15 protein-coding genes and 1 tRNA gene are annotated in these 22267 nt (G+C 70.8%); 8 read left to right on the plus strand and 8 right to left on the minus strand.

Going from position 1 to position 22267, the window contains the following annotated elements; translation table 11 throughout:
• Positions 1-101: 101 nt before the first annotated feature.
• On the plus strand, positions 102-1535 hold the full coding sequence (pyk, locus tag P3G67_RS05370) for a pyruvate kinase (RefSeq protein WP_269854429.1): 1434 nt from the start codon (positions 102-104) through the stop codon (positions 1533-1535).
• Between the two features lie 22 nt (positions 1536-1557).
• Here pyk and P3G67_RS05375 read toward each other — a convergent pair whose 3' ends face one another.
• Positions 1558-2313 carry a helix-turn-helix domain-containing protein gene (locus tag P3G67_RS05375; RefSeq protein WP_276092392.1) on the minus strand — a complete coding sequence of 252 codons (756 nt, stop codon included), beginning with the start codon at positions 2311-2313 and terminating at the stop codon, positions 1558-1560.
• 108 nt (positions 2314-2421) lie between these two features.
• Positions 2422-2496 (minus strand) — tRNA-Leu (locus P3G67_RS05380).
• A gap of 130 nt (positions 2497-2626) precedes the next feature.
• Here P3G67_RS05380 and P3G67_RS05385 point away from each other — a divergent pair.
• Complete coding sequence (locus P3G67_RS05385) at positions 2627-3328, plus strand: ANTAR domain-containing response regulator (RefSeq protein ID WP_276092451.1); 702 nt, start codon at positions 2627-2629, stop codon at positions 3326-3328.
• Between the two features lie 312 nt (positions 3329-3640).
• Positions 3641-4804, plus strand: coding sequence for a PP2C family protein-serine/threonine phosphatase (locus tag P3G67_RS05390; RefSeq protein ID WP_276092393.1), 1164 nt, complete (start codon positions 3641-3643; stop codon positions 4802-4804).
• Positions 4805-4811: 7 nt separating this feature from the next.
• On the opposite strand, the gene P3G67_RS05395 is transcribed toward P3G67_RS05390, so the two are convergent.
• Positions 4812-5300 carry a PaaI family thioesterase gene (locus P3G67_RS05395; RefSeq protein ID WP_276092394.1) on the minus strand — a complete coding sequence of 163 codons (489 nt, stop codon included), beginning with the start codon at positions 5298-5300 and terminating at the stop codon, positions 4812-4814.
• 136 nt (positions 5301-5436) lie between these two features.
• The gene (locus P3G67_RS05400) at positions 5437-7749 is read right to left on the minus strand and encodes an FdhF/YdeP family oxidoreductase (RefSeq protein WP_276092395.1); all 2313 of its coding nucleotides are present in this window, start codon (positions 7747-7749) and stop codon (positions 5437-5439) included.
• 126 nt (positions 7750-7875) lie between these two features.
• Between P3G67_RS05400 and polA the strand changes: the two genes are divergently transcribed.
• A complete protein-coding gene (polA, locus tag P3G67_RS05405) occupies positions 7876-10656 on the plus strand; it encodes a DNA polymerase I (RefSeq protein WP_276092396.1) in 2781 nt (926 codons plus the stop codon).
• Here polA and P3G67_RS05410 read toward each other — a convergent pair.
• Positions 10623-11468: a DUF4184 family protein gene (locus P3G67_RS05410; protein WP_276092397.1), complete on the minus strand. Its 846-nt coding sequence runs from the start codon at positions 11466-11468 to the stop codon at positions 10623-10625. The genes polA and P3G67_RS05410 overlap by 34 nt on opposite strands.
• Positions 11469-11611: 143 nt before the next feature.
• On the opposite strand from P3G67_RS05410, the gene P3G67_RS05415 reads away from it, so the two are divergent.
• The 3 genes from P3G67_RS05415 to P3G67_RS05425 all read left to right on the plus strand — a co-directional run bounded on the left by P3G67_RS05415 (position 11612) and on the right by P3G67_RS05425 (position 14120).
• Entirely contained in the window at positions 11612-12847 is a 1236-nt protein-coding gene (locus tag P3G67_RS05415; RefSeq protein ID WP_276092398.1) for a lytic transglycosylase domain-containing protein, read from the plus strand.
• A gap of 134 nt (positions 12848-12981) precedes the next feature.
• Complete coding sequence (locus P3G67_RS05420; RefSeq protein WP_269854437.1) at positions 12982-13116, plus strand: SPW_0924 family protein; 135 nt, start codon at positions 12982-12984, stop codon at positions 13114-13116.
• 14 nt (positions 13117-13130) lie between these two features.
• Positions 13131-14120, plus strand: a complete 990-nt coding sequence (locus P3G67_RS05425) for a DUF3068 domain-containing protein (protein WP_276092399.1) — start codon at positions 13131-13133, stop codon at positions 14118-14120.
• On the opposite strand, the gene hrpB is transcribed toward P3G67_RS05425, so the two are convergent.
• Both hrpB and P3G67_RS05435 read right to left on the minus strand, forming a co-directional pair.
• Entirely contained in the window at positions 14117-16633 is a 2517-nt protein-coding gene (hrpB, locus tag P3G67_RS05430) for an ATP-dependent helicase HrpB (RefSeq protein WP_276092400.1), read from the minus strand. The genes P3G67_RS05425 and hrpB overlap by 4 nt on opposite strands.
• Positions 16634-16637: 4 nt before the next feature.
• Positions 16638-17465: a class I SAM-dependent methyltransferase gene (locus tag P3G67_RS05435; RefSeq protein WP_276092401.1), complete on the minus strand. Its 828-nt coding sequence runs from the start codon at positions 17463-17465 to the stop codon at positions 16638-16640.
• A gap of 361 nt (positions 17466-17826) precedes the next feature.
• On the opposite strand from P3G67_RS05435, the gene rpsA reads away from it, so the two are divergent.
• Positions 17827-19326, plus strand: a complete 1500-nt coding sequence (gene rpsA, locus P3G67_RS05440) for a 30S ribosomal protein S1 (RefSeq protein WP_269854441.1) — start codon at positions 17827-17829, stop codon at positions 19324-19326.
• A gap of 76 nt (positions 19327-19402) precedes the next feature.
• Here the strand turns inward: rpsA and P3G67_RS05445 are convergent, their stop codons facing one another.
• A complete protein-coding gene (locus P3G67_RS05445) occupies positions 19403-22081 on the minus strand; it encodes a GH92 family glycosyl hydrolase (RefSeq protein ID WP_391858203.1) in 2679 nt (892 codons plus the stop codon).
• Positions 22082-22267: the final 186 nt, after the last annotated feature.

The raw sequence follows: 22267 nt of genomic DNA on the forward strand, positions 1-22267 counted from the left end.
TACACCGTTGCGATTCACGTCAACAACCTTTAACGGAGCGGACGTTCCCCCTTCTCCGGGAGACGGTTCCCTACCGGCAGGTAGGTCGTAGGCTCGGCAGTATGCGCCGAGCAAAGATCGTCTGCACTCTGGGCCCCGCCACAGACTCGTACGACCAGATCAAGGCCCTGGTCGAGGCAGGAATGGACGTCGCCCGGTTCAACCTCAGCCATGGCTCCTACGCCGAACACGAGGACCGGTACCGCCGGGTGCGCAAGGCAGCCGACGAGACCGGGCGCAGCGTCGGGGTGCTGGTCGACCTTCAAGGCCCGAAGATCCGCCTCGGCCGGTTCGCCGAAGGCCCCGTACTCCTTGAACGTGGCGACGAGTTCACCATCACCGTCGAGGACATCGAGGGCGACCGGCAGATCTGCGGCACGACCTACAACGGTCTGGCCGCCGACGTCAGCCGCGGTGAACGCATCCTCGTCGACGACGGCCGCGTCACCCTCGAAGTCACCGACGTCGAAGGCCCCCGCGTACACACCATGGTCATCGAGGGCGGGCTGGTCTCCGACCACAAGGGCCTCAACCTGCCGGGCGTCGCCGTCAGCGTCCCCGCGCTCTCCCGGAAGGACCTGGAGGACCTGCGCTGGGCCCTGCGCATCGGCGCCGACGTCATCGCCCTGTCCTTCGTACGCAACGCCCGCGATGCGGAGGACGTGCTGCGCGTCATGGCGGAGGAGGGACGGCGGATCCCGGTCATCGCCAAGATCGAGAAACCACAGGCCGTCGAGCACCTGGACGAGATCGTCGACGCGTTCGACGGGATCATGGTCGCGCGCGGTGACCTCGGTGTCGAAATGCCGCTGGAGACCGTGCCGATGGTGCAGAAGCGCGCGGTCAAACTCGCCAGGCGGAACGCCAAACCGGCCATCGTCGCCACCCAGATGCTGGACTCCATGGTCGAGGCGTCCCGGCCGACCCGCGCCGAGGCATCCGATGTCGCCAACGCGGTGATGGACGGGGCCGACGCGGTGATGCTCTCCGGCGAGACGAGCGTCGGCAAGTACCCGGTGGCCACCGTCAAGACCATGAGCCGGATCGTCGCGGCAGCCGAGGAGGACATGCTCGCGGCCGGCCTGCCCCCGCTGTCCGAACGCGGCAAGCCGCGCACCCAGGGCGGCGCCGTCGCCCGGGCCGCCGCCGAGATGGGCGACTTCCTCGGCGCGCAGTTCCTGGTGGCGTTCACCCAGAGCGGCGACACCGCCCGGCGCCTGTCGCGCTACCGCTCACCGATCCCGGTCCTGGCCTTCACCCCGGAACCGGCGACACGCTCACAACTGAGCCTGACCTGGGGCGTGGAGACGTTCCTCGGCCCGATGGTCCAGACGACGGACGAGATGGTCGAGCAGGTCGACGAACACCTCCTGCGAATCGGCCGCTGCAAGCCCGGCGACGTGGTCGTCATCACGGCAGGCTCACCCCCGGGCGTCCCCGGCACGACGAACATGGTCCGGGTCCACCACATCGGGGAGGACGACTCACCGAAGTAGCGGGGGCCTGAACGTACGGCTCCTAGTCCTTGGGGCCTATGTGCCGGTCCATCATCGCCACGGAGGCCTTGCGGGCCACCGAGATGTTCCAGGTGTTCGCCTGTTTCCACTCGATGCCGAGGTGGTCGAGGGTGTCGGTGTAGAGCCGTCGGATGTCCTCGGACTTGTTGGTGAAGAAGTAGCGGGGGTACTCGTAGCGCTTGCGCTGCCCGGCGACGGTGCGTTCGGTCCAGTTGGTGGTGCGGCAGCCGTCGGAGTGGACGAGTCCGCGGAGGAACTCCCAGGGGTGGGCGTTGACCGATTCCCGTTGCCAGGTGGCGAGTTGGATGTGCCGCTCGTGCTTCTTCCCGGGCGCGTGCTGGGGGAAGAGGCAGGGCCAGTGCCGACCGTAGCTGACCACGCTCACGCAGCCCTCGCGTGGCAGTCGGTGGACCGAGCCCGTCGGATGTACGGCGTGCACCGCGTTGGCGCAGGCGTCGATGAGGCCAGGCCAGGCGTTGGCACAGGCGATGCGGAGGAAGTAACCGGTGCGCGGATGCGGGCTGACGCAGCCGTCACCGAGGTACAGGCCGAGTAAGTAGGCGTACGCGTCCGGGGGATGGGGGAGCTCGGGGCGATCTCGGCACCGGCAGCAGTCACTTGGGCGCAGCGGCTCGATCCGGGCCTGCCAGCCGCGGATGGCGGCGCGGGAGATGCCCGTCTGCCTGCTGGCCGAGTTGAGGCTGCGTCCTTGGCGGAGCAGGGTGAGTGCGCGCTTGCGCGTCTCAAGGTCGTACATGCGGTCGATCCTGGCGGAAAGTCAATGACCTCTGGCCGAATCGAAGGGTTGTTCACTCCAAGCGGTGAAGATCGCTAATGAGGTGATGACCTTGGAAAAGAAGGTGAGTGCCCCGGGTCGGATTCGAACCGACACTGTATGGGTTTTGAATCCATTGCCTGCTGCCAGTTGGGCTACCGGGGCCCCTTCGAAATGAAGGATAGCGGATACCCGCCATGACTCAAACCTACAGGACGTAGGTAGGCTCATGCATGCACCCCCGCACTGAAATGAGGAGCCGAAGCCAGTGACCGCCGCTGACGCCCCCGATGAGATGACGCCCCCGGCTGCCGACGCCGAAGGCGAACCGTCGCACGTTCCGCCGCACACGACGCGCGTCGTCATCGCCGAGGACGAGGCGCTGATCCGCCTCGACCTCAAGGAGATGCTCGAAGAAGAGGGGTACTTGGTCGTCGGCGAAGCCGGGGACGGCCAGCGGGCGGTGGAACTCGCCGAGGAGCACCGGCCCGACCTGGTGATCCTGGACGTGAAGATGCCGATCCTGGACGGGATCTCCGCCGCCGAGCGCATCGCCAAGGAGCGCATCGCTCCGGTGCTGATGCTGACCGCCTTCTCGCAGCGGGAACTGGTCGACCGGGCGCGTGAGGCGGGCGCGATGGCGTACCTGGTCAAGCCGTTCAGCAAGAGCGACCTGGTTCCGGCCATCGAGATGGCCGTCTCCCGCTTCACCGAACTGCGCGCGCTGGAGGCGGAGGTCGCGGACCTGGCCCAGCGGTTGGAGACCCGCAAGCTGGTGGACCGGGCCAAGAGCGCGTTGCAGACGGCGTACGGGCTGAGCGAGCCCGCCGCGTTCCGCTGGATCCAGAAGACGTCGATGGACCGCCGGATGTCGATGCAGCAGGTGGCACAGGCCGTCATCGACGAGGTCAGCGGCACCGCCAGCAAGGGCGGCACGGACGACAAGGGCGGCACGGACGACAAGGGCGGCACGGACGACAAGGGCGCGGCCGGCTGAGGTCCGCCGTCCGGCTGCTCCCGGCGCGTCCGGGCACGTTGGGTCCCATGTCACCTGGCGTGGCGCTGATGGCGTGACGGCCGCTTCGGGCCGTTACGCCGTCTGGCCGCAGCCGCCCGGCCGTGCGGCGGGCGCTGGCCGTGCGCCGCGAGGTGCTCGGGAAGATGATGGTGACGGCGCTGGTCGGTCGTATGCCGTCAGGAGGAAGAAGCCGCCGCCCAGGAGTTCCTTCCGCGCCACCGGCGTCCAAGCCGCGCATCCAACCGTCTGCCTGGGCACCGCACACCCGCCGCACACCGCTGGGAGTGACAGGTGAACCAGCAACACCGCGGCGAGGTCGGCAAGGCCGACCACCGCCGTGCGGCGAGGTTGAGCGACGCGGGCTTGCAGGTGCCCGCCGCACCGGCCTGGATGCGCTGGCTGCCGGTCGCGTACGTGGCGGCGGTGCTGTTGCTGGAGCCGGTGACTCCGGTGCAGTGGCCGGTGAGTTTCCTGCTCATCGCGCTGCCGGTGATCGCCGCGTACACCCAGGGCCCGGTGAGCGTCGCCGGGGTGACGGTGTTCGCGATCGCGTTCGAGGCGGTCCTGGCCGGGACGCCGTGCTGTGCCGGCCGCAACGCCCACGACCTGTGGGAGAGGCACTATGTCGGCGCGTACATCTCCACGGCCCTGGTGGGCTTCATCGGCACCGCGCTGTCCGCCCACCGCAAGCGCCAGGAAGCGCATCTGCTGCACGCCAACTCGGTCGCTGAGGCGCTGATGCACACCCTGCTGCGGCCGGTTCCGCACCAGGTGGGCCATGTGCTGGCGGCCAGCCTGTACCACCCGGCCGAGGCGGGGACCATGGTGGGCGGCGACCTGTTCGACATCTGCGCGACCCCGGCGGGTGAGCGGGCCATCATCGGCGATGTGCGGGGCAAGGGCCTGCAGGCCGTGCGCACTGTCGCCGATGTGCTGGGCAGTTTCCGGCAGGCCGCCTACGATCCCGGCGACCTGCTACAGGTGGCGGTCAGCATGGAGCGCCGGATCACCCGGGAGGCGGCGGCGATCCTCGACGACGAGTTGTTCGTTACCGCCGCCCTGGTCGAGTACGACTCGCGGGCGAACCGCGTGACGATCATCAACCACGGCCATATCGAGCCGGTGCTGATCTCCGGTGGGGAGGTGAACACGCTCGCCGGGCCGCCGGCCCTTCCGCTGGGCCTGGGCGTGCTGGCCCCGGGGCGTCCGGTGTCCTATGAGCACCGCTTCGCTCCGGGGGATGTGCTGCTGCTGTGCACCGACGGCCTGATGGAGGCCCGGGACCATGGTGGGGTCTTCTACCCGCTGCTGGACCAGTTGCGGAGGCGTTTCGCCGGGCTGGCGGCGCCCACGCCCAGGGATGTGATCGACTTCCTCGACACCGATCTGCCCCGGCACGCGCGGGCGCTCCACGACGACGTGGCGATCCTGGCCATCGCCCCGCACGGGCGGTAGGCGGCGGTCAGGTGGTCTGGTTGCCGCTGGGGGCCGAGGGGCGCAGTACGCAGGTCAGTCGGGCCGAACAGATGCGGCGTTCCTGTTCGTCGGTGATGACGATCTCGTAGGTGGCGGTGGAGCGGCCCCGGTGCACGGGGGTGGCCACGCCGGTGACGGTGCCGGCGCGGATGCCGCGGTGGTGGGTGGCGTTGAGGTCGACGCCGACCGCGAGCTTGTGGGGTCCGGCGTGCATCATGGCGCCGACCGAGCCGAGGGTCTCGGCGAGTACGGCCGAGGCGCCGCCGTGCAGCAGCCCGTACGGCTGGGTGTTGCCCTCGACCGGCATGGTGCCGACGACCCGCTCGGCGGAGGCCTCGGTGACCTGGATGCCCATGCGGGTGCCCAGGGTTCCGGCGGAGAACAGGGACGGCAGGTCGATGCCGAGCCCTGCGTACTGTTCGAGGACCTCCGGCGGGAACTTGGTGGGGGCCTGGGTGGCGGCCTGCTCGCCCATGTCGGTCGGCTCCGATCGTCTTCGGTCGGTCGCGGTGGGCTTCGGACGTCGCGGAGCCGGCACCGCCTGGGCCCCGGGAGCCCGCGGTGTCGGCCGCGGCCCCCGGGAAGTGTGTCAGCAGCGTCCTATCAGGTGTTCACGCGTCCGGGGCGGCCGTCGGGAGGTGGTTTTGATCACGTGTGGCCTCCAGGCGTATGACGACGGACTTCGACGCCGGGGTGTTGCTGGTGTCGGCGGTGTGGTCGAGCGGGACCAGTACGTTGGTCTCCGGGTAGTACGCGGCGGCGCAGCCGCGGGTGGTGGGGTAGTGGACGACGCGGAACCCCTCCGCGCGCCGCTCCACTCCGTCGGACCACTCGCTGACCAGGTCGGTGTACGCGCCCTCGGCCAGGCCGTGGGCGTGGGCGTCCTCGGGGTGGAGCAGGATGACGCGGCGGCCGCCCCTGATGCCCCGGTAGCGGTCGTCGAGGCCGTAGATGGTGGTGTTGTACTGGTCGTGCGAGCGCAGCGTCTGCAGCAGCAGCCGGCCTTCGGGTACCTGGGGGTACTCGACGGGAGCGGCGGTGAAGTTGGCCTTGCCGGTGGCGGTGGGGAAGCGGCGGTTGTCGCGCGGGGCGTGCGGCAGTGTGAAGCCGCCGGGGCGGCGGACTTTGGTGTTGAAGTCCTCGAAGCCGGGGACGACCCGGGAGATCCGGTCCCGTACGAGGTCGTAGTCGGTTTCGAACTCGGCCCAGGGGACGACGCTGTCCGGGCCGAGCGCGGCGCGGGCGAGTCGGCAGATGATGGCGGGTTCGGAGAGCAACTGGGCGCTGGCGGGGGCGAGTCCGCCGCGGGAGGCGTGCACCATTCCCATGGAGTCCTCGACGGTGACGAACTGTTCGCCGGTGGCTTGGACGTCCTTCTCGGTGCGGCCGAGAGTGGGCAGGATCAGGGCGCGGGCGCCGGTGATCACATGGGAGCGGTTGAGCTTGGTCGACACATGGACGGTGAGCCGGGCGCGGCGCATCGCGGCCTCGGTGACCTCGGTGTCGGGGGTGGCGGAGACGAAGTTGCCGCCCATGGCGAAGAACACCTTCGCCGTGCCGTCGCGAAGCGCGCGGATGGACCGTACGACGTCCAGGCCGTGTTCGCGCGGTGGTGCGAAGCCGAACTCCTTCTCCAGGGCGTCGAGGAAGGCGGGCGCGGGCCGTTCGAAGATGCCCATGGTGCGGTCGCCCTGGACGTTGCTGTGGCCGCGCACCGGGCACACTCCGGCCCCGGGGCGGCCGATGTTGCCGCGGAGCAGCAGGAAGTTGACGACCTCGCGGATGGTGGGCACGGCGTGCTTGTGCTGGGTGAGGCCCATCGCCCAGCACACCACGATGCTGCGGGCGCTCAGGACCATGTCGTGCAGTTGCTCGATCCGTTGGCGGTCCAGTCCGGTGGCGCGCAGTACCTCGTCCCAGTCGGTGGCGCGGGCGGTCTGGGCGAACTCCTCGAAGCCGTGGGTGTGTTGGGCGACGAACTCGGTGTCGACGGCTCCGTCGGTCTCCAGGAGGAGCCTGTTCAGGGCGCGGAACAGCGCCTGGTCGCCGCCGAGCCGGATCTGGAGGAACAGGTCGGTGAGCGGGGTGCCGGAACCGGCGAGTCCGCGGGCGGTCTGCGGGTTCTTGAACCGCTCGAGTCCCGCCTCGGGCAGCGGGTTGACGGTGACGATCTTCGCGCCGTTCGCCTTGGCCTTCTCCAGCGCGGACAGCATCCGGGGGTGGTTGGTGCCGGGGTTCTGTCCGGCGACGATGATCAGGTCGGCGCGGTAGAGGTCTTCGAGGAGCACGCTGCCCTTGCCGACGCCGAGGGTCTCGGTGAGTGCGGAGCCCGATGACTCGTGGCACATGTTGGAGCAGTCGGGCAGGTTGTTGGTGCCCAGTTCGCGGGCGAACAACTGGTAGAGGAAAGCGGCCTCGTTGCTGGTGCGGCCCGAGGTGTAGAACACCGCCTCGTCGGGCGAGTCGAGCCGGCGCAGTTCCTCGGCGATGATGTCGAAGGCGCGCTCCCACGGCACCGGCTCGTAGTGGTCGGCGCCTTCGGGCAGGTACATCGGCTGGGTCAGCCTGCCCTGCTGGCCGAGCCAGTAGCCGCTGCGGGCGGCGAGGTCGGAGACCGGGTGGCGGGCGAAGAACTCGGGGGTGACGCGGCGCAGCGTCGCCTCTTCCGCGACGGCCTTGGCGCCGTTCTCGCAGAACTCCGCGCGGTGCCGCTTGTCGGGCTCGGGCCAGGCGCAGCCGGGGCAGTCGAAGCCGTCCTTCTGGTTGACCTTGAGCAGGGTCAGCGCGGTGCGGCGCACGCCCATCTGCTGTTGCGCGATGCGTAGCGTGTGCCCGATGGCGGGCAGCCCGGCGGCGGCGTGCTGCGGTGCGGTGACATCGGGTGCGTCCTGGACCGGGTCCCCCGCGGGCGGTTTGCCTGCCATCGTCGTCCCCTTCGCTACGTGCCGGTACGGGTTCGCCCCGGCCGGCGTCGCGTGTTCGATGCTGTCGTTTCGAATCCTCCCACGGGCCGCTGACGGCGAGGGCGGGTGGCGGCGCCGCGGGCGGGGATGTCAGTGGTCCGTGGGAGGATCGGAGACGTGGCAGCAAAGGCATCGAAGACGACGGCGAAGAAGACCGCGACGACCACCGGGGCGACCGGAGGCCAGAAGGGAGGCCGCCCGCGCCTGCTCCTGCTGGACGGGCACTCCTTGGCGTACCGGGCGTTCTTCGCGCTGCCGGTGGAGAACTTCAACACCGCCACCGGCCAGCCGACGAACGCGATCTACGGGTTCACCTCGATGCTGGCCAACACGTTGCGTGACGAGCAGCCGACGCATCTGGCGGTGGCGTTCGACGTGTCCCGCAAGACCTGGCGGATGGAGGAGTATCCGGAGTACAAGGCGACGCGTTCCAAGACTCCGGACGAGTTCCGCAGCCAGGTGGAGCTGATCGGCGAGTTGCTGGACGCGATGCGGGTGCCGCGGTTCGCGGTGGACGGCTTCGAGGCCGACGACGTGATCGCCACCCTGGCCACCCAGGCCGAGCGGGCGGGCTACGAGGTGCTGATCGTCACCGGTGACCGGGACTCGTTCCAACTGGTCAGCGAGAACGTGACGGTGCTGTACCCGACCAAGGGCGTGTCCGAGCTGACCCGGTTCACCCCGCAGAAGGTCGAGGAGAAGTACGGCCTCAGCCCCCGGCAGTACCCGGACTTCGCGGCGCTGCGCGGCGACCCGTCGGACAACCTGCCGGGCATTCCCGGCGTCGGTGAGAAGACCGCGGCCAAGTGGATCATCCAGTTCGGCTCGTTCGACGAGTTGGTGAAGCGGGCCGACGAGGTCAAGGGCAAGGTCGGGCAGAGCTTCCGCGACCACCTTGAGGCGGTCACGCTGAACCGCCGGCTCACCGAGATGGTGCGGGACGTCGAACTGCCGGTCGGCCCCGACGGGCTGGGGCGTCAACCGTATGACCGGGCTTCGCTCGATGTGGTGCTGGAGGCGCTGGAGTTCCGGCACGCCAACTTCCGTGAGCGGCTGTACGCGGCCGACCCCGGCACCAGCGAGGCCGCCGAGGCGGTCGGCGACGGGGTGGAGATCGACGGGCGGGTGCTGGCCGCCGGTGAGCTGACCGACTGGCTGGAGGAGCACGGCCAGGGCACGGTCGGGGTGGCCACGGTCGACTCCTGGGCGCTGGGTTCGGGGACGGTCACCGAGATCGCGCTGGCCACCGAGGAGGGACCGGCGGCCTGGTTCGATCCGGCGCATCTGGTGGAGCGGGACGAGAAGGCGTTCGCACGCTGGATCGCGGACCGTGACCGGCCCAAGGTGCTGCACAACGCCAAGGGCGCCATGCGGGTCTTCGCCGAGCACGGCTGGACGGTGGACGGCGTGGCGATGGACACCGCGCTGGCCGCGTACCTGATCAAGCCCGGGCGGCGCTCGTTCGCCCTGGACGCGCTCTCGGTGGAGTATCTGGGCCGTGAGCTGACCACGTCCGAGGGCGACGGCGGGCAGTTGGCGTTCGGCGTGGACGACGGCGCCGAGGCGGAGGCGCTGATGCTCCAGGCCCGTACGGTGGCTGACCTGGGCGAGGTGTTCAGTGCCCGGCTGGCCGCGGACGGCGCGCTGGAGCTGCTGCGGGACGTGGAGCTGCCGATCTCGGTGCTGCTGGCCCGGATGGAGCGGCACGGCATCAGCGCCGACCGCGAGTGGCTTGAGCGCATGGAGCAGCAGTTCGCCGGCGCCGTGCAGCAGGCGGTCGCAGAGGCGCACCGGTCGGTGGGGCACGAGTTCAACCTGGGCTCGCCCAAGCAGCTCCAGGAGGTGCTGTTCGGCGAGCTGGGGCTGCCCAAGACCAAGAAGACCAAGACCGGATACACCACGGACGCCGACGCGCTGGCGTGGCTCGCCGGGCAGACCGACCACGAGCTTCCGGTGATCATGCTGCGCCACCGTGAACAGGCCAGGCTCCGCTCCACCGTTGAGGGCCTGATCAAGACCATCGCGCCGGACGGACGGATCCACACCACCTTCAACCAGACGGTGGCCGCCACCGGACGGCTGTCGTCCACCGACCCCAACCTGCAGAACATCCCGGTCCGCACCGACGAGGGCCGGGCGATCCGCCGGGGCTTCGTGGTCGGCGAGGGTTATGAGTCGCTGCTGACCGCCGACTACAGCCAGATCGAACTGCGGGTGATGGCCCACCTGTCCGAGGACGAGGGCCTGATCGCCGCCTTCACCTCCGGCGAGGACCTGCACACCACGGTGGGTTCGTACGTCTTCGACGTCCCCAGGGCGAGCGTGGACGCCGAGATGCGGCGCAAGATCAAGGCGATGTCGTACGGGCTGGCCTACGGGCTGTCCGCGTTCGGCCTCTCCCAGCAGTTGGGCATCGACGCCGCGGAGGCAAGGGCGTTGATGGACACCTACTTCGAGCGGTTCGGCGGGGTGCGCGACTATCTGCACCGGGTGGTGGAGGAGGCCAGGGTCACCGGCTACACCGAGACGCTGCTGGGCCGCCGCCGCTATCTGCCGGACCTCAACAGCGACAACCGGCAACGCCGGGAGATGGCCGAGCGGATGGCGCTCAACGCGCCGATCCAGGGTTCGGCCGCCGACATCGTCAAGATCGCGATGCTGCGGGTGGACGAGGCGCTGACCAAGGAGGAGCTGCGTTCCCGCACCCTGCTACAGGTGCACGACGAAATCGTGCTGGAGGTGGCGCCCGGCGAGCGCGAGCAGGTCGAGGAACTGGTCCGGCGGGAGATGGCGGGTGCCTACCCGCTGCGTGCCCCGCTCGACGTTTCCGTCGGTCACGGCCCCGACTGGGAGTCCGCCGCGCACTGACCGCTCCGGTCGCGCGAGCGCGCCCGTCTGGCGTGGACCGCGGCGGCGACCGCCGCCGCGGCCGGCGCCAGACCCGCGCCCGCGCCGAAGGTGGCGGAGGCGATCAACGACGAGACGTCGCCCGGCCGGTCCCGCCGACAGCGCAGCGCCGCCCCCGCCACCGCGCAGGCCGCCAGCGCCCAGCCGCCCGCCCGCCTGCTCCGCGCCGTCAATCGGGGTACCGCGGGCGGCGGCACATGCGGGGCGCGCCGCGACTCCCGCGCCGTCCACAGCCCGAGGGCGGCCAGTCCCGCGGCCGAACTCGCGTACTGCGCCCAGTGGTACAGCGGTACGCCGCACATGGTGCGGCTCAGCACCGGCAACAGGCGTACACCGCCGCGTCCTTGGTGGGTGAAGGCGTCCCAGCCGAGATGCGTGGCCGCCCCGGTCGCCGCCGAGACCCAGAACCATCCGGTGTCCCGCACCGTCGGTGCCGTCGCCCCACCCGTCGCCATGCCCAGCAGCGGCGCCGCGCGGCCGCCGATCCGCGGCGGCAGCAAGGCGGTCAGCGGCCCGCGCACCGCCAGCCAGCCGCCCGTCAGCCCGGCCGCGAGCAGCGGATCGAGCACGGCCGCACCGGCCAAACCGTGGGTTGCCCGGCCGTATCGGCCGGTTCCGGGGATCAGCGAGTCGAGGAAGAACGGCACGTCCGGGGCGAGCGACCCGGCGATCAGCCCTGCCGCGAGCAACGGTCCGCGCCCGCGTACCGTGCCTGAGGCATCGGTCCGCAGCAGGGGCAGTACCGCCGCGGGATGGCTGAAGGTGAATGGCATCCACGCCTCCCGTGGCTGTGATTCGCACTGTTCATCACCATCTCTGTCACGGACGGTGGCTCCGGTTCACAAGTTGCCGTAGTGTCCGTTTCGTTGTCGCGCTGGGGAGCGCATACGACACACCATCGGGAGGGAATAGGCGTATGTCTGTGCCGTTCGGCCGACGGATACGCAAGGGTGCGGCGGGCACCGCGATCGCGGCGTTGGCGATGGCGGCGCTCACCGCCTCGCAGGCCCCGGGCGTGGCCCTGGGCGTGGCACACGGCAGCACCGTGGCCCCGCCTCCCGGCCCGCCGATCGACGGTGGAAAGCCGTACATCACCAACCTGCCGCCGCTCAACTCGCCGGTGAGGCCCGGCAGTCCCAGCGGGCAGCCCGGCAGCGGGTCGGGTGTGGGGGCGGGTGGCGCGGGCATCCCCGCGACCGTACTCGCCGCGTACCAGAAGGCCGAGGCGGCGCTCCAGAGCAGTCGGCCCGGCTGCCATCTGCGCTGGCAGCTGCTCGCCGCGATCGGCGAGGTGGAGTCCGGCCAGGCGGACGGCGGCAACGTGGACGCCTCGGGCACCACCCGTACGCCGATCCTCGGCCCGGTGCTGGACGGCACCGGGGGCAACGCCAACATCGGTTCCAGCAGCACCAGTTACTACGACGGCGGCCTGTCCTACGCCCGCGCGGTCGGCCCCATGCAGTTCATCCCGTCCACCTGGGCGCAGTGGGGCGCGGACGGCAACGGTGACGGCGTCAAGGACCCCAACAACATCTACGACGCCTCGCTCGCCGCCGCCGACTACCTGTGCGCCGCCGGTGGCGACCTGTCCGACCCCAAGGGCCTGGACCGCGCGATCCTGGGCTACAACCACTCCCAGGACTACCTGAACACCGTCAAGGACTGGTACCAGTACTACCTCAACGGCGTGCACCAGATCGCGGACGGCTCCGGTGGCGGCTCGGCGCCCGGTGCCGGGGGCGACCGGATGCCGTCGGCGCAGCCGTCGCCGTCGGCCTCGTCCGGCGCCGGAGGCAGGCCGGGCGGTGGACCGTCCGCGTCGCCCTCGCACAGCCCGCTGCCCACCGTGTCGGCCAGCGGCAGTATCGGCCCCGGGCCGAGCGGCAGCCCCTCGCCGCACCCGTCCGGCAGCGGCAGCCCGAGCCCGTCGCCCACCGGGGGGTGCCCCACCGGCTCGCCCAGCCCGTCGCCCTCGCCGTCCGGTAGCGCCAGCGCGTCGCCGTCCCCGAGCCCGTCGCCCTCGCCGAGCGGCAGCGCTTCCGGGTCGCCCTCGCCCTCACCGTCCCCGAGCGGTGGCCGCTGCCCGACACCGAAGCCGAGCGGCGACGCCAGCCCCTCGCCGTCCGCCGCGCCCAGCCAGTCGGCGCACTGAACCCACGGCAACGCCAGGAGGGCCGGGTCGACACGACCCGGCCCTCCTGACGTTGCGTCAGAGAACGTGTTCTCATTTGGCGTTCCGGTTGCTACCGTGCGTCGGGCCCCGCAGCCCACACCGGGAGGCTGTCCATGCGCGCCCTGATCGCCGCGGCCGTCGGACTCGCCGCCGCGCTGGCCCTGGTCATGACGATCACCGCGATCGGGGCGCCGGCGGGCAGCACCTCACCGAAGCCGCTCATGACCACCGTCCCGCGGCATCCGTGAAGGGGGCCGGGAGAATGCGCCGCAAAGCCAGCCTGGTACTGCTCGGATTCGCCGCGTTCTGCGCCGCGTTGTCACCACTGCTGCGCTGGTACGCCTTTCCCCGGCTGGCGAAGATCCCAGCCAACGAATACCAGGTCGTCGTCCTCCAGGCGAAGAACCCGACCCTGCTCGACTACACCCGGATGAAGGACGTCACCGTTCCCGAAGTGAACATCGTGCAGACGCTGCGCGGTAATGTGCGGGCGGCGGAACAGGTCAAGAAGCAGACCGGCCGCGATGTCGTCGTGTGGGACGCGCTGTCCTACATCGCCGACCCGCACGGCGCCATGGTCTCCGAGATCCCCGAACGCTACGTCTTCGACGCCCACTCCCAGGCACCCGTGCACGCGGGCGGCGAGAGCGTGGACGGCGACCCGGTGCGCCGCCAGGGCATCGAGTTCAAGTGGCCGTTCCTCACCCAGAAACGCGACTACTACTACTTCGACGCCCAGACCCGCACCTCCGCCCCCATCCACTACCGGGGCACGCGGAACTTCCACGGCCTGAAGGTCTACTACTTCGAGCAGACCATTCCATGGACCAAGGTGCCGCTGCCGAAGAAGATGCCGCTCGGCGTGACACCCGCCGTCGTCACCGCCGCCGGAATGGAACGCTGGTACACCACCAAGCGAATGTTCTGGGTGGACCCGGTAACCGGCGCACCGGTCAACGGCGAGGAGATCCACAAGGAGGAGATGCGCTATATCGGCGACCCGCAGAAAACACCGCTGATCGCCTTCGCGGGCGATGTGAAGATGCGGCCCGACTACGTCGACTCGACCGTCGAACTCGTCAAGGAGCAGCGGCAGTTGGTCCTCGCGCTCACCAGCTATCTGCCCTGGGGCTTCCTGGGCCTGGGCGCCGCGCTGCTGGCCATCGCCCTGGTGCTGGAAGCCCGCGACCGCCGCGGCGGCGCGTCCAGTACGGACACCGTGGAACCGACCCCGCGGCCGGTGCCCGCCTAGGACCGTCCGTTCGTCCGCCGTGTCGCCCGCGCCGTCGAAGGGTCCTCGGGCCAAGGATGCTTGGGATAGCGTCCGCGCAACTCCGCGCGCACCGCGCGGTACCCGTCCCGCCAGAACGACGCCAGATCCGAGGTGACCGCCGCCGGACGCCCGGCGGGGGAGAGCAGATGCACCAGCAGCGGCACCCGCCCGCCCGCGATCCGCGGCGTCTCCTGCCAGCCGAACAACTCCTGGAGCTTCACCGCCAGCACCGGCTGCCCTTCGCCGTACGACACCCGGATCCGGGAGCCGCTGGGCACCTCGACCCGCTCCGGCGCCAACTCCTCGAACCGGGCCGCCTCCCCGCCGGCCCACGGCAGCAGCCGGGACAGCGCGGCGCCCGCGTCCACCCGTTCCAGATCCGCCCGGCGCCGGGCCGCGCCCAGCTCCGGGCCCAGCCACTCCTCGACGCGGTCCAGCAGCGCCCCGTCCGACACATCCGGCCACGGCGCGCCCAACTCCCCGTGCAGGAACGCCAGTCGCTGCCGCAGCCCCTCCGCCTCCCGGCTCCACCGCAGCACACCGGTGCCCTCCCGGCGCAGCCCGTCAAGCAGCGCCGCCCGCACCGCCTCCGGGTCGGGGGAGCGCAGCGCCCGTGACGACAGCTCGATCGCCCCCAGCCGCCGCACCTCGCGGGCCACGACGTCCCCGTCCCACGCCACCTCCTGGTAGGAGGACAGCAACGGCGCCGCAGCCGTGCGCGCCGTCTCCTCGTCGATCACCGCGGCCAGCCGCGCCCGCGCCGAGGCGGCCGAAACCGGACGGTCCGCCACCGCCACCGCCAGCCAGTCCGCCCCCGACAGCCGGGTGCCGTCGGCGAGTTCGGCCGCCGTGCCCGAGGCCATCAGATATCCGCCGGCACGCCTCCTGGCCACCCGCTCCGGGAAGGCCAGTGCGGCCACCAACCCGGCCGCGAGGTCGTCGGCGAGCCCGCCGTCCGACGCCGTGCCCGCACGGGACTCCGCCACGCCGCCCTCAGTGGCAACCGCCGTCAGACGCTTCGCCTCCGCTCGCCAGCGTCCGCCGTAACCGTCACCGCCCCGCCGGGCCGAGCGCCACGCCCCGGCCAGATCGTCCCCGTACTCCCGGGGTGGCTCCTCACTGAGCAGCGCCACCACCTCGGCCGCCCGGCGCGCGCCGATCAGCCGCGCGCCGTCCAGCAGCGCCCGCGCCAGCCGGGGATGCAGTCCCATTCCGGCCATGCGCCGCCCGCGGTCCGACACCCGGTCGTCCGGGCCGAGCGCCCCGACCGCCCGCAGCGTCTCCCGCGCAGCCGCCATCGCGCCCGGCGCGGGGGCGTCCAGCAGCGCCAGCCCGGACGCGTCCGGATCACCCCAGCACGCGACCTGGAGCGCGAACGCCGCCAGGTCCGCCACCGCGATCTCCGGTGCGGGCCGGGCGGGATGACCGACGTCATCGGCCCGCGACCAGCAGCGGTACACCGTGCCCGGCCCCTCGCGCCCGGCACGGCCGGCGCGCTGACGGGCCGCCGCGTGGGACACCCGAACGGTCGCCAGCGCGCCCAGGCCCCGTGCGTGGTCGGTGCGCGGCTCACGGGCCAGACCGCAGTCGACCACCACCCGCACGCCCGGCACCGTAAGACTGGACTCGGCCACCGAGGTGGCCAGCAGCACCCGCCGCCGGGCGCCCGGCGCGAGCGCCGCGTCCTGCACCGCGGCGGGCGCCCGCCCGTGCAGTTGCAACACCTCCACGCCATCGACGCACCCCAGCGCCCCGGCGACCCTCGCGATCTCCCCGACGCCCGGCAGGAAGCACAGCACATCCCCCTCGCGCTCCCGCAGCGCACGCCGCACCACCGACGCCGTGTGCTCCAGCAGCGCCGGATCCACCCGCATCCCGTGCGGCGGCCGTACCGCACGCGCCGGAGGCGCCCACACCACATCGACCGGATGCAGCACGTCCCGCGCCTCGACCACCGGCACATCGCCCATCAGCCGCGCCCACGCCGCGGTGTCCGTCGTCGCCGACGCCGCCACCACGCGCAGCTCCGGGCGCAGCGCGGCGCGCACGTCCAGCACGAACGCCATCACGGTGTCCGCGTCCAGATGCCGCTCATGGCACTCGTCGAGCAGCACCACGTCCACACCGGGCAGTTCGGGATCGCGCTGCAACCGCTGGAGCAGCACACCCGTCGTCACCACTTCTACGACGGTGCGCCGTGAAACCTTCCGCTCCCCACGAATCGTGAACCCGACCCGGTCCCCGGCCTCCTCGCCCAGCAGCCAGGCCATCCGGCGGGCCGCCGCCCGGACCGCCATCCGCCGCGGCTCGGCCACCAGAACCCGCCGCACCGGTGCACCGTCCAGCAGCCCGGCCAGCACCAGCGGTACCAGCGTCGTCTTGCCGGTGCCCGGCGGCGCCGCCAGCACCGCGCCACCGTGCTCGTCAAGGGCGGCCAGCAGCGCGGGCAGCACGTCGCGTACCGGCAGGTCGAGTGCCGCGGTCCGGATCACGCGGTCAGTCCCGTACGCACACGAAGATCGCCGTGCCCGGCAGCAGCGCCCCGCGCAGCGGGGACCAGCCGCCCCACTCCTGGGTGTTCCACTCCGGCCAGCGCGGCTCCACCAGGTCGACCAGCCGGAAACCGGCCGCCGCTATCTCCCGCACCCGGTCCCCGACGGTGCGGTGGTGCTCCACGTACACGGCGGTGCCGTGCTCGTCCTGCTCGACATAAGGGGTGCGGTCGAAGTACGACGCGGTGGCGGTCAGCCCCTCGGGGCCGGGCTCGTCCGGGAAGGCCCAGCGGATCGGGTGGGTGACCGAGAAGACCCAGCGCCCGCCCGGCCGCAGCACCCGGTGCACCTCGCGCATCACCCGCGCCGAGTCGGCCACGAACGGCACCCCGCCGTACGCGGAGCACGCCAGGTCGAACGAGCCGTCCGCGAACGGCAGCGCGCCCGCGTCCGCCTGCACCAGCGGGAAGCCGCCGCCGATCCGGCGAGAGTGCCGCAACTGCCGGTACGACAGGTCCAGCGCCACCGGCCGGGCGCCCTGCCCCGCCAGCCAGCGCGAGCACTGCGCCGCACCGCAGCCGATCTCCAGCACCGGCCGTCCGGCCAGCTCCCGCGCCGGGCCGAGCAGGGCGGCATCGGCCTCGTCCAGGCCCTCGGGGCCCCAGACGAAGCGGTCGTCGCCCAGGAACGTACCGTGTTCGGCCTGGTACTCGTCGGCGTTGCGGTCCCACCACCCACGGCTCGCCCGGCTGCTCTCGGCGGTGTCCGCGGTGCGCCGCACCGCTTCCGGCTCGGGCTGGTCGACGGTGTCGGACGGGGAGTCTTGGATCATCGCGGCGGTCGTCGTACTCTCATCGGAGGATTCGGGGTTCCGCGGGTCACGGACCTCGGGGGAGCTGCGGCTGGGCGGTTTGTACCGGGTATGTGACGTTGCGTCCCTGGTATGCCTCTTCGCGCATTGACCGTGCCCGGCTGCCCCCGTATGCTACAAGTTGCGCTGCGGGCCTGCGCGCCTCGGACGGAGCAGGCTGCGCTCGCATCTGTTGTAGACCTCTCGGTTGTTGAGGCGATGTCCGTAGATTTCCGGATCACGGATCCACCGCCTCGAGGCTGTCCGGAATCGGCAGAGGCGATACGGGCTCTCGGCGTAGCAGTACCTACGACTTACTGTCCGTACCGGAGTCCTTTCCCTAATGACGAGCAGCACCGAGGCCCCTCGCACCACCCCGCAGGTGGCGGTCAACGACATTGGTTCCGAGGAAGCCTTCCTCGCCGCGATCGACGAGACGATCAAGTACTTCAACGACGGCGACATCGTCGACGGCGTCATCGTGAAGGTCGACCGGGACGAGGTCCTGCTCGACATCGGTTACAAGACCGAGGGCGTCATCCCCTCCCGTGAGCTTTCGATCAAGCACGACGTCGACCCGAACGAGGTCGTCGCCGTGGGTGACGAGATCGAGGCCCTGGTTCTCCAGAAGGAGGACAAGGAAGGCCGCCTGATCCTCTCCAAGAAGCGCGCCCAGTACGAGCGCGCCTGGGGCACCATCGAGAAGATCAAGGAAGAGGACGGCATCGTCACCGGTACCGTCATCGAGGTCGTCAAGGGTGGTCTCATCCTCGACATCGGCCTCCGCGGCTTCCTCCCCGCCTCCCTGGTCGAGATGCGCCGCGTCCGCGACCTGCAGCCGTACGTCGGCAAGGAGCTCGAGGCCAAGATCATCGAGCTGGACAAGAACCGCAACAACGTGGTCCTGTCCCGCCGTGCCTGGCTGGAGCAGACCCAGAGCGAGGTCCGCCAGACCTTCCTCACCACCCTGCAGAAGGGCCAGGTGCGCTCCGGCGTCGTCTCCTCCATCGTCAACTTCGGTGCCTTCGTGGACCTGGGTGGCGTCGACGGTCTGGTCCACGTCTCCGAGCTGTCCTGGAAGCACATCGACCACCCGTCCGAGGTCGTCGAGGTCGGCCAGGAGGTCACGGTCGAGGTCCTGGACGTCGACATGGACCGCGAGCGCGTCTCCCTGTCGCTCAAGGCGACCCAGGAAGACCCGTGGCAGCAGTTCGCCCGTACCCACCAGATCGGCCAGGTCGTTCCGGGTAAGGTCACCAAGCTGGTGCCGTTCGGTGCGTTCGTCCGCGTGGACGAGGGCATCGAGGGTCTGGTCCACATCTCCGAGCTGGCCGAGCGCCACGTGGAGATCCCGGAGCAGGTCGTCCAGGTCAACGACGAGATCTTCGTCAAGGTCATCGACATCGACCTGGAGCGCCGCCGCATCAGCCTCTCGCTGAAGCAGGCCAACGAGTCCTTCGGCGCCGACCCGGCCTCGGTCGAGTTCGACCCGACCCTCTACGGCATGGCCGCGTCCTACGACGACCAGGGCAACTACATCTACCCCGAGGGCTTCGACCCGGAGGCCAACGACTGGCTGCCGGGCTACGAGAAGCAGCGCGAGGAGTGGGAGCGCCAGTACGCCGAGGCGCAGACCCGCTTCGAGCAGCACCAGCAGCAGGTCATCAAGTCCCGCGAGGCCGACGCCGAGGCGGCGGCCGAGGGCGGCCAGGCCGCTCCGCAGGGCGGCGGCCAGGCGTCCGGCGGCTCGTACTCCTCGGAGTCGGCCGACAACTCCGGCGCCCTGGCTTCGGACGAGGCGCTGGCCGCGCTTCGCGAGAAGCTGGCCGGTGGCCAGAGCTGAACGCTTCCCGCTGAGGGCTAGCTGAGACGAAGCCCCGCCTCCCCTTCCGGGAGGCGGGGCTTCGTCATTCACTTGTTCAGGTGACGGTGATGGTCGCGGTACGGGCGACGGTGGCGCCTTGGCCGTCCCTCACCCGGGCCACCACCTGGTACGTGCCGGGCGCCGTGCCCGCGGGGACGGTCACCCGGACCGGCACCTCGGCGGTGGCGGGCAGGTTGTCGGAGCGCAGGCTCAACCCCCGCGGTGCCGGGTCGGCGGTCAGCGGTCCGCCGGGGGTGACGGTCAGCGTGCCGGTCGCGGTGCCGGGGTCGGTGAGCACCGCGTCGGCGGTCAGGGTCACGGTGCCGCCCGCCGAGGTGGTGGCGGTCGGCGGGGTCAGCCCAAGCGCCAGATGGTGCTGGGCGACCGGACGGCTCTCGATCGTCGGAGGAGCGTCGGTCGGCTTCGTCCCCCATGCGGAAGGTTTACTTCCGACGGTGAAGGCGATATCCCGTCCTGCCCGCAGATCGCCGGTCGTGACATACGTCGCCGAACGCGCCCGGCCGCCCACCCGCACCGACTGGATGTACCGCTTGCTGTCCGAGGTGCCCGGAGCGGTGATGGTGAGATGGCCGCGCGGGTAGTAGTGCTGGTCCAGGGTCAGGTCGACCCGGTCGAAGACCGGGGTGGACAGGGCCCAGGTGTCCACTCCGGAGGTCACCGGGAAGATCCCGATCGCGGAGAGCACCTGCCATGAGGACATCGTGCCCAGGTCGTCGTTTCCGGTGAGGCCGTCGGGCGAGTTGGTGAACAGCGTCAGCGCCGCGTGCACCACGTCCGTGGACTTCCATGGCTGCCCGGTGGACAGATAGGTGTAGGGGGCGAGGATGTCCGGCTCGTTGTCGGGGTTGTACTTGTCCTGGTTGTAGTAGGTGTACGGCCCGTTCACCCAGATGTTGCGGGCGGTTCCGGCCGGGTCCTTGAGCAACTGCGGATAGGCGAAGAAGGAGTCCAGCCGCTTGTTGGTGGCGACCGCGCCGCCAATCAGCTTCGTCAGCCCGGGGATGTCCTGCGGAACGAGCCACAGATACTGCCAGGCCGTGCCCTCGTGGAATCCCACGCTCTTCTTGGGGTCGGCGGGCCCGGTGAAAACCCCTTGCGGGTCACGGGCCCGGAAGAACCCGGTGCGCTGGTCGAAGATGTTGCGGTAGTTCTGGCCGCGCGCCAGGTAGCGCCGGGCGTCCGCCTCGTGGCCGAGCCTGTGCGCCATCGTGCTCAGGGCCGCGTCCGACAGCGCGTACTCCAGGGTGGCCGACGGGCCGTGGTCGTAGTCGAAGTCCCCTGGCTTGTGCGGGGCGTTGGGGTCCAGCGGTACGTAACCGTCCACCAGGTAGCGCGGGTTGCCGCCGCGGCCCTCGTAGGGGGAACCGGCGGGCGGCACCGAGTCGGCGTTCTTCTTCAGCGCCTGGTACGCCTCCTGTTCATGGCCCGCCAACAGCCCCTGGTTGTAGGCGTTCACCAGGAACGGGGTGACCGGGTCGCCGGTCATGATGTTGGTCTCGACCGTGGCGTAGGCCCACTTGGGCAGCCAGCCGCCCTGGTCGTTCACCTTCAGCAGCGATAGGGCCATGTCCCGCATCTGGGCGGGAGCGAGCAGCGACAGCAACTGCGCCTGGGTGCGGTAGACGTCCCACAGCGACCAGTTCTGGTAGTATGTGAACCCATCGGCCTTATGTACGCGGCCATCCCAGCCGGTGTATGAGCCGTCCACGTCGCTGCCCGTGTTGGGGGACAGCAGGGCACGGTAGAGCGAGGAGTAGAAGGTCCGGCGCCGCTCTTCGCTGCCGCCCTGTACCCGAACCCGCTCCAGCCAGTGCTCCCAGGACTGCTGGGCCGCCCGGGCGGTGCCGTCGAAGGTGCCGCGGCCCTCCTGGGCGAGGTTGCGCCTGGCGCCGTCGACGCTCACATAGCTGATCGCGGTGGTGGCGGTCACCGTGCGCTGGGACGTGGTGTCGAAGCGCAGGTAGGCGCCGCGCAGCCCACCGCCGGACGAGGAGTCGGACCCGTCGGTGACCGTACCGCCGCTCCAGGTGCCGTGATCGGTGAACGGGCGGTCGAAGCGGGTGACCGTGTATACCGTGTAGGGCCTGGTGTCCTGACAGAAGCCATGGCCGGTGATGGTCGTGGCCACCGTGCGGTTGTCCAGCACGGTGACCGTGCTGGAGCTGACGCTGTGCAGCGCCTGCCCGCTGTTGAGCAGCACATTGGCCTTGGTGGTGGCGGGGAAGGTGTAGCGCTGCCATCCCGTGTGGGTGGAGGCCGTCAGCTCCGCGGTGATGCCGCCGTACGAGGACAGCCCCACCCGGTAGTAGCCGGGGGACGCCTGCTCCTGGGCGTGCGAGTAGGAAGCGGCGTATTTCGCGTAGTCGGTGGAGGAGATGTCGCCGGTGGTGGGCAGTACGGGCAGATCGCCCCCGATGCCGCAGCCCACCCCCGACAGGTGCACCGCGCTGAAGCCGCGGATGGTGGTCTGGTCGTAGTCGTAGCCGGTGTCGTGCCCGGTGTCGGGGGAGAGCTGCACCATCCCGAACGGCACGGCGGCGCCCGGGTAGGTGTTCCCCTCGTTCTGCGTTCCGATGAACGGGTTGACCAGGTCGGTGAGTTGGCCCCCCGGGGAGGGGGCGGCGTGTGCGGTGGACGTCAGTGCGCTTGTGAAGAAGGCCGCCGCGAAGACGGCGACCAGAGGTGACTTCAGGCGCAGGCCGAGTGATCTCACTCTGTGGTGGGATCCCGCCCGGCGCGGGGTTCTGCCGCGTCGGGCGGCGAACGGTCCGATGGTGCCGCGGTGCGTCGGTCGATGGCTCAAGGCTCGGCGTCCCTTCCTGGCGACATCGTTGTCAGTCCCGGGGTTGCGCACAGCTGCTCGGTGGATCTTCGGCCCCGCTTATCTGCACTGTCAAGG

Source organism: Streptomyces silvisoli (assembly GCF_029269905.1).
GTDB classification, from domain to species: domain Bacteria; phylum Actinomycetota; class Actinomycetes; order Streptomycetales; family Streptomycetaceae; genus Streptantibioticus_A; species Streptantibioticus_A silvisoli_A.

Excerpts from the sequence above, each read along its gene's own strand:
- pyk (WP_269854429.1), top strand. The coding sequence starts at position 102 with ATGCGCCGAGCAAAGATCGTCTGCACTCTGGGCCCCGCCACAGACTCG.
- P3G67_RS05375 (WP_276092392.1), bottom strand. The coding sequence starts at position 2,313 with ATGTACGACCTTGAGACGCGCAAGCGCGCACTCACCCTGCTCCGCCAA.
- P3G67_RS05385 (WP_276092451.1), top strand. The coding sequence starts at position 2,627 with ATGACGCCCCCGGCTGCCGACGCCGAAGGCGAACCGTCGCACGTTCCG.
- P3G67_RS05395 (WP_276092394.1), bottom strand. The coding sequence starts at position 5,300 with ATGGGCGAGCAGGCCGCCACCCAGGCCCCCACCAAGTTCCCGCCGGAG.
- P3G67_RS05400 (WP_276092395.1), bottom strand. The coding sequence starts at position 7,749 with ATGGCAGGCAAACCGCCCGCGGGGGACCCGGTCCAGGACGCACCCGAT.
- polA (WP_276092396.1), top strand. The coding sequence starts at position 7,876 with ATGTCAGTGGTCCGTGGGAGGATCGGAGACGTGGCAGCAAAGGCATCG.
- P3G67_RS05410 (WP_276092397.1), bottom strand. The coding sequence starts at position 11,468 with ATGCCATTCACCTTCAGCCATCCCGCGGCGGTACTGCCCCTGCTGCGG.
- P3G67_RS05415 (WP_276092398.1), top strand. The coding sequence starts at position 11,612 with ATGTCTGTGCCGTTCGGCCGACGGATACGCAAGGGTGCGGCGGGCACC.
- P3G67_RS05420 (WP_269854437.1), top strand. The coding sequence starts at position 12,982 with ATGCGCGCCCTGATCGCCGCGGCCGTCGGACTCGCCGCCGCGCTGGCC.
- P3G67_RS05425 (WP_276092399.1), top strand. The coding sequence starts at position 13,131 with ATGCGCCGCAAAGCCAGCCTGGTACTGCTCGGATTCGCCGCGTTCTGC.
- P3G67_RS05435 (WP_276092401.1), bottom strand. The coding sequence starts at position 17,465 with ATGATCCAAGACTCCCCGTCCGACACCGTCGACCAGCCCGAGCCGGAA.
- rpsA (WP_269854441.1), top strand. The coding sequence starts at position 17,827 with ATGACGAGCAGCACCGAGGCCCCTCGCACCACCCCGCAGGTGGCGGTC.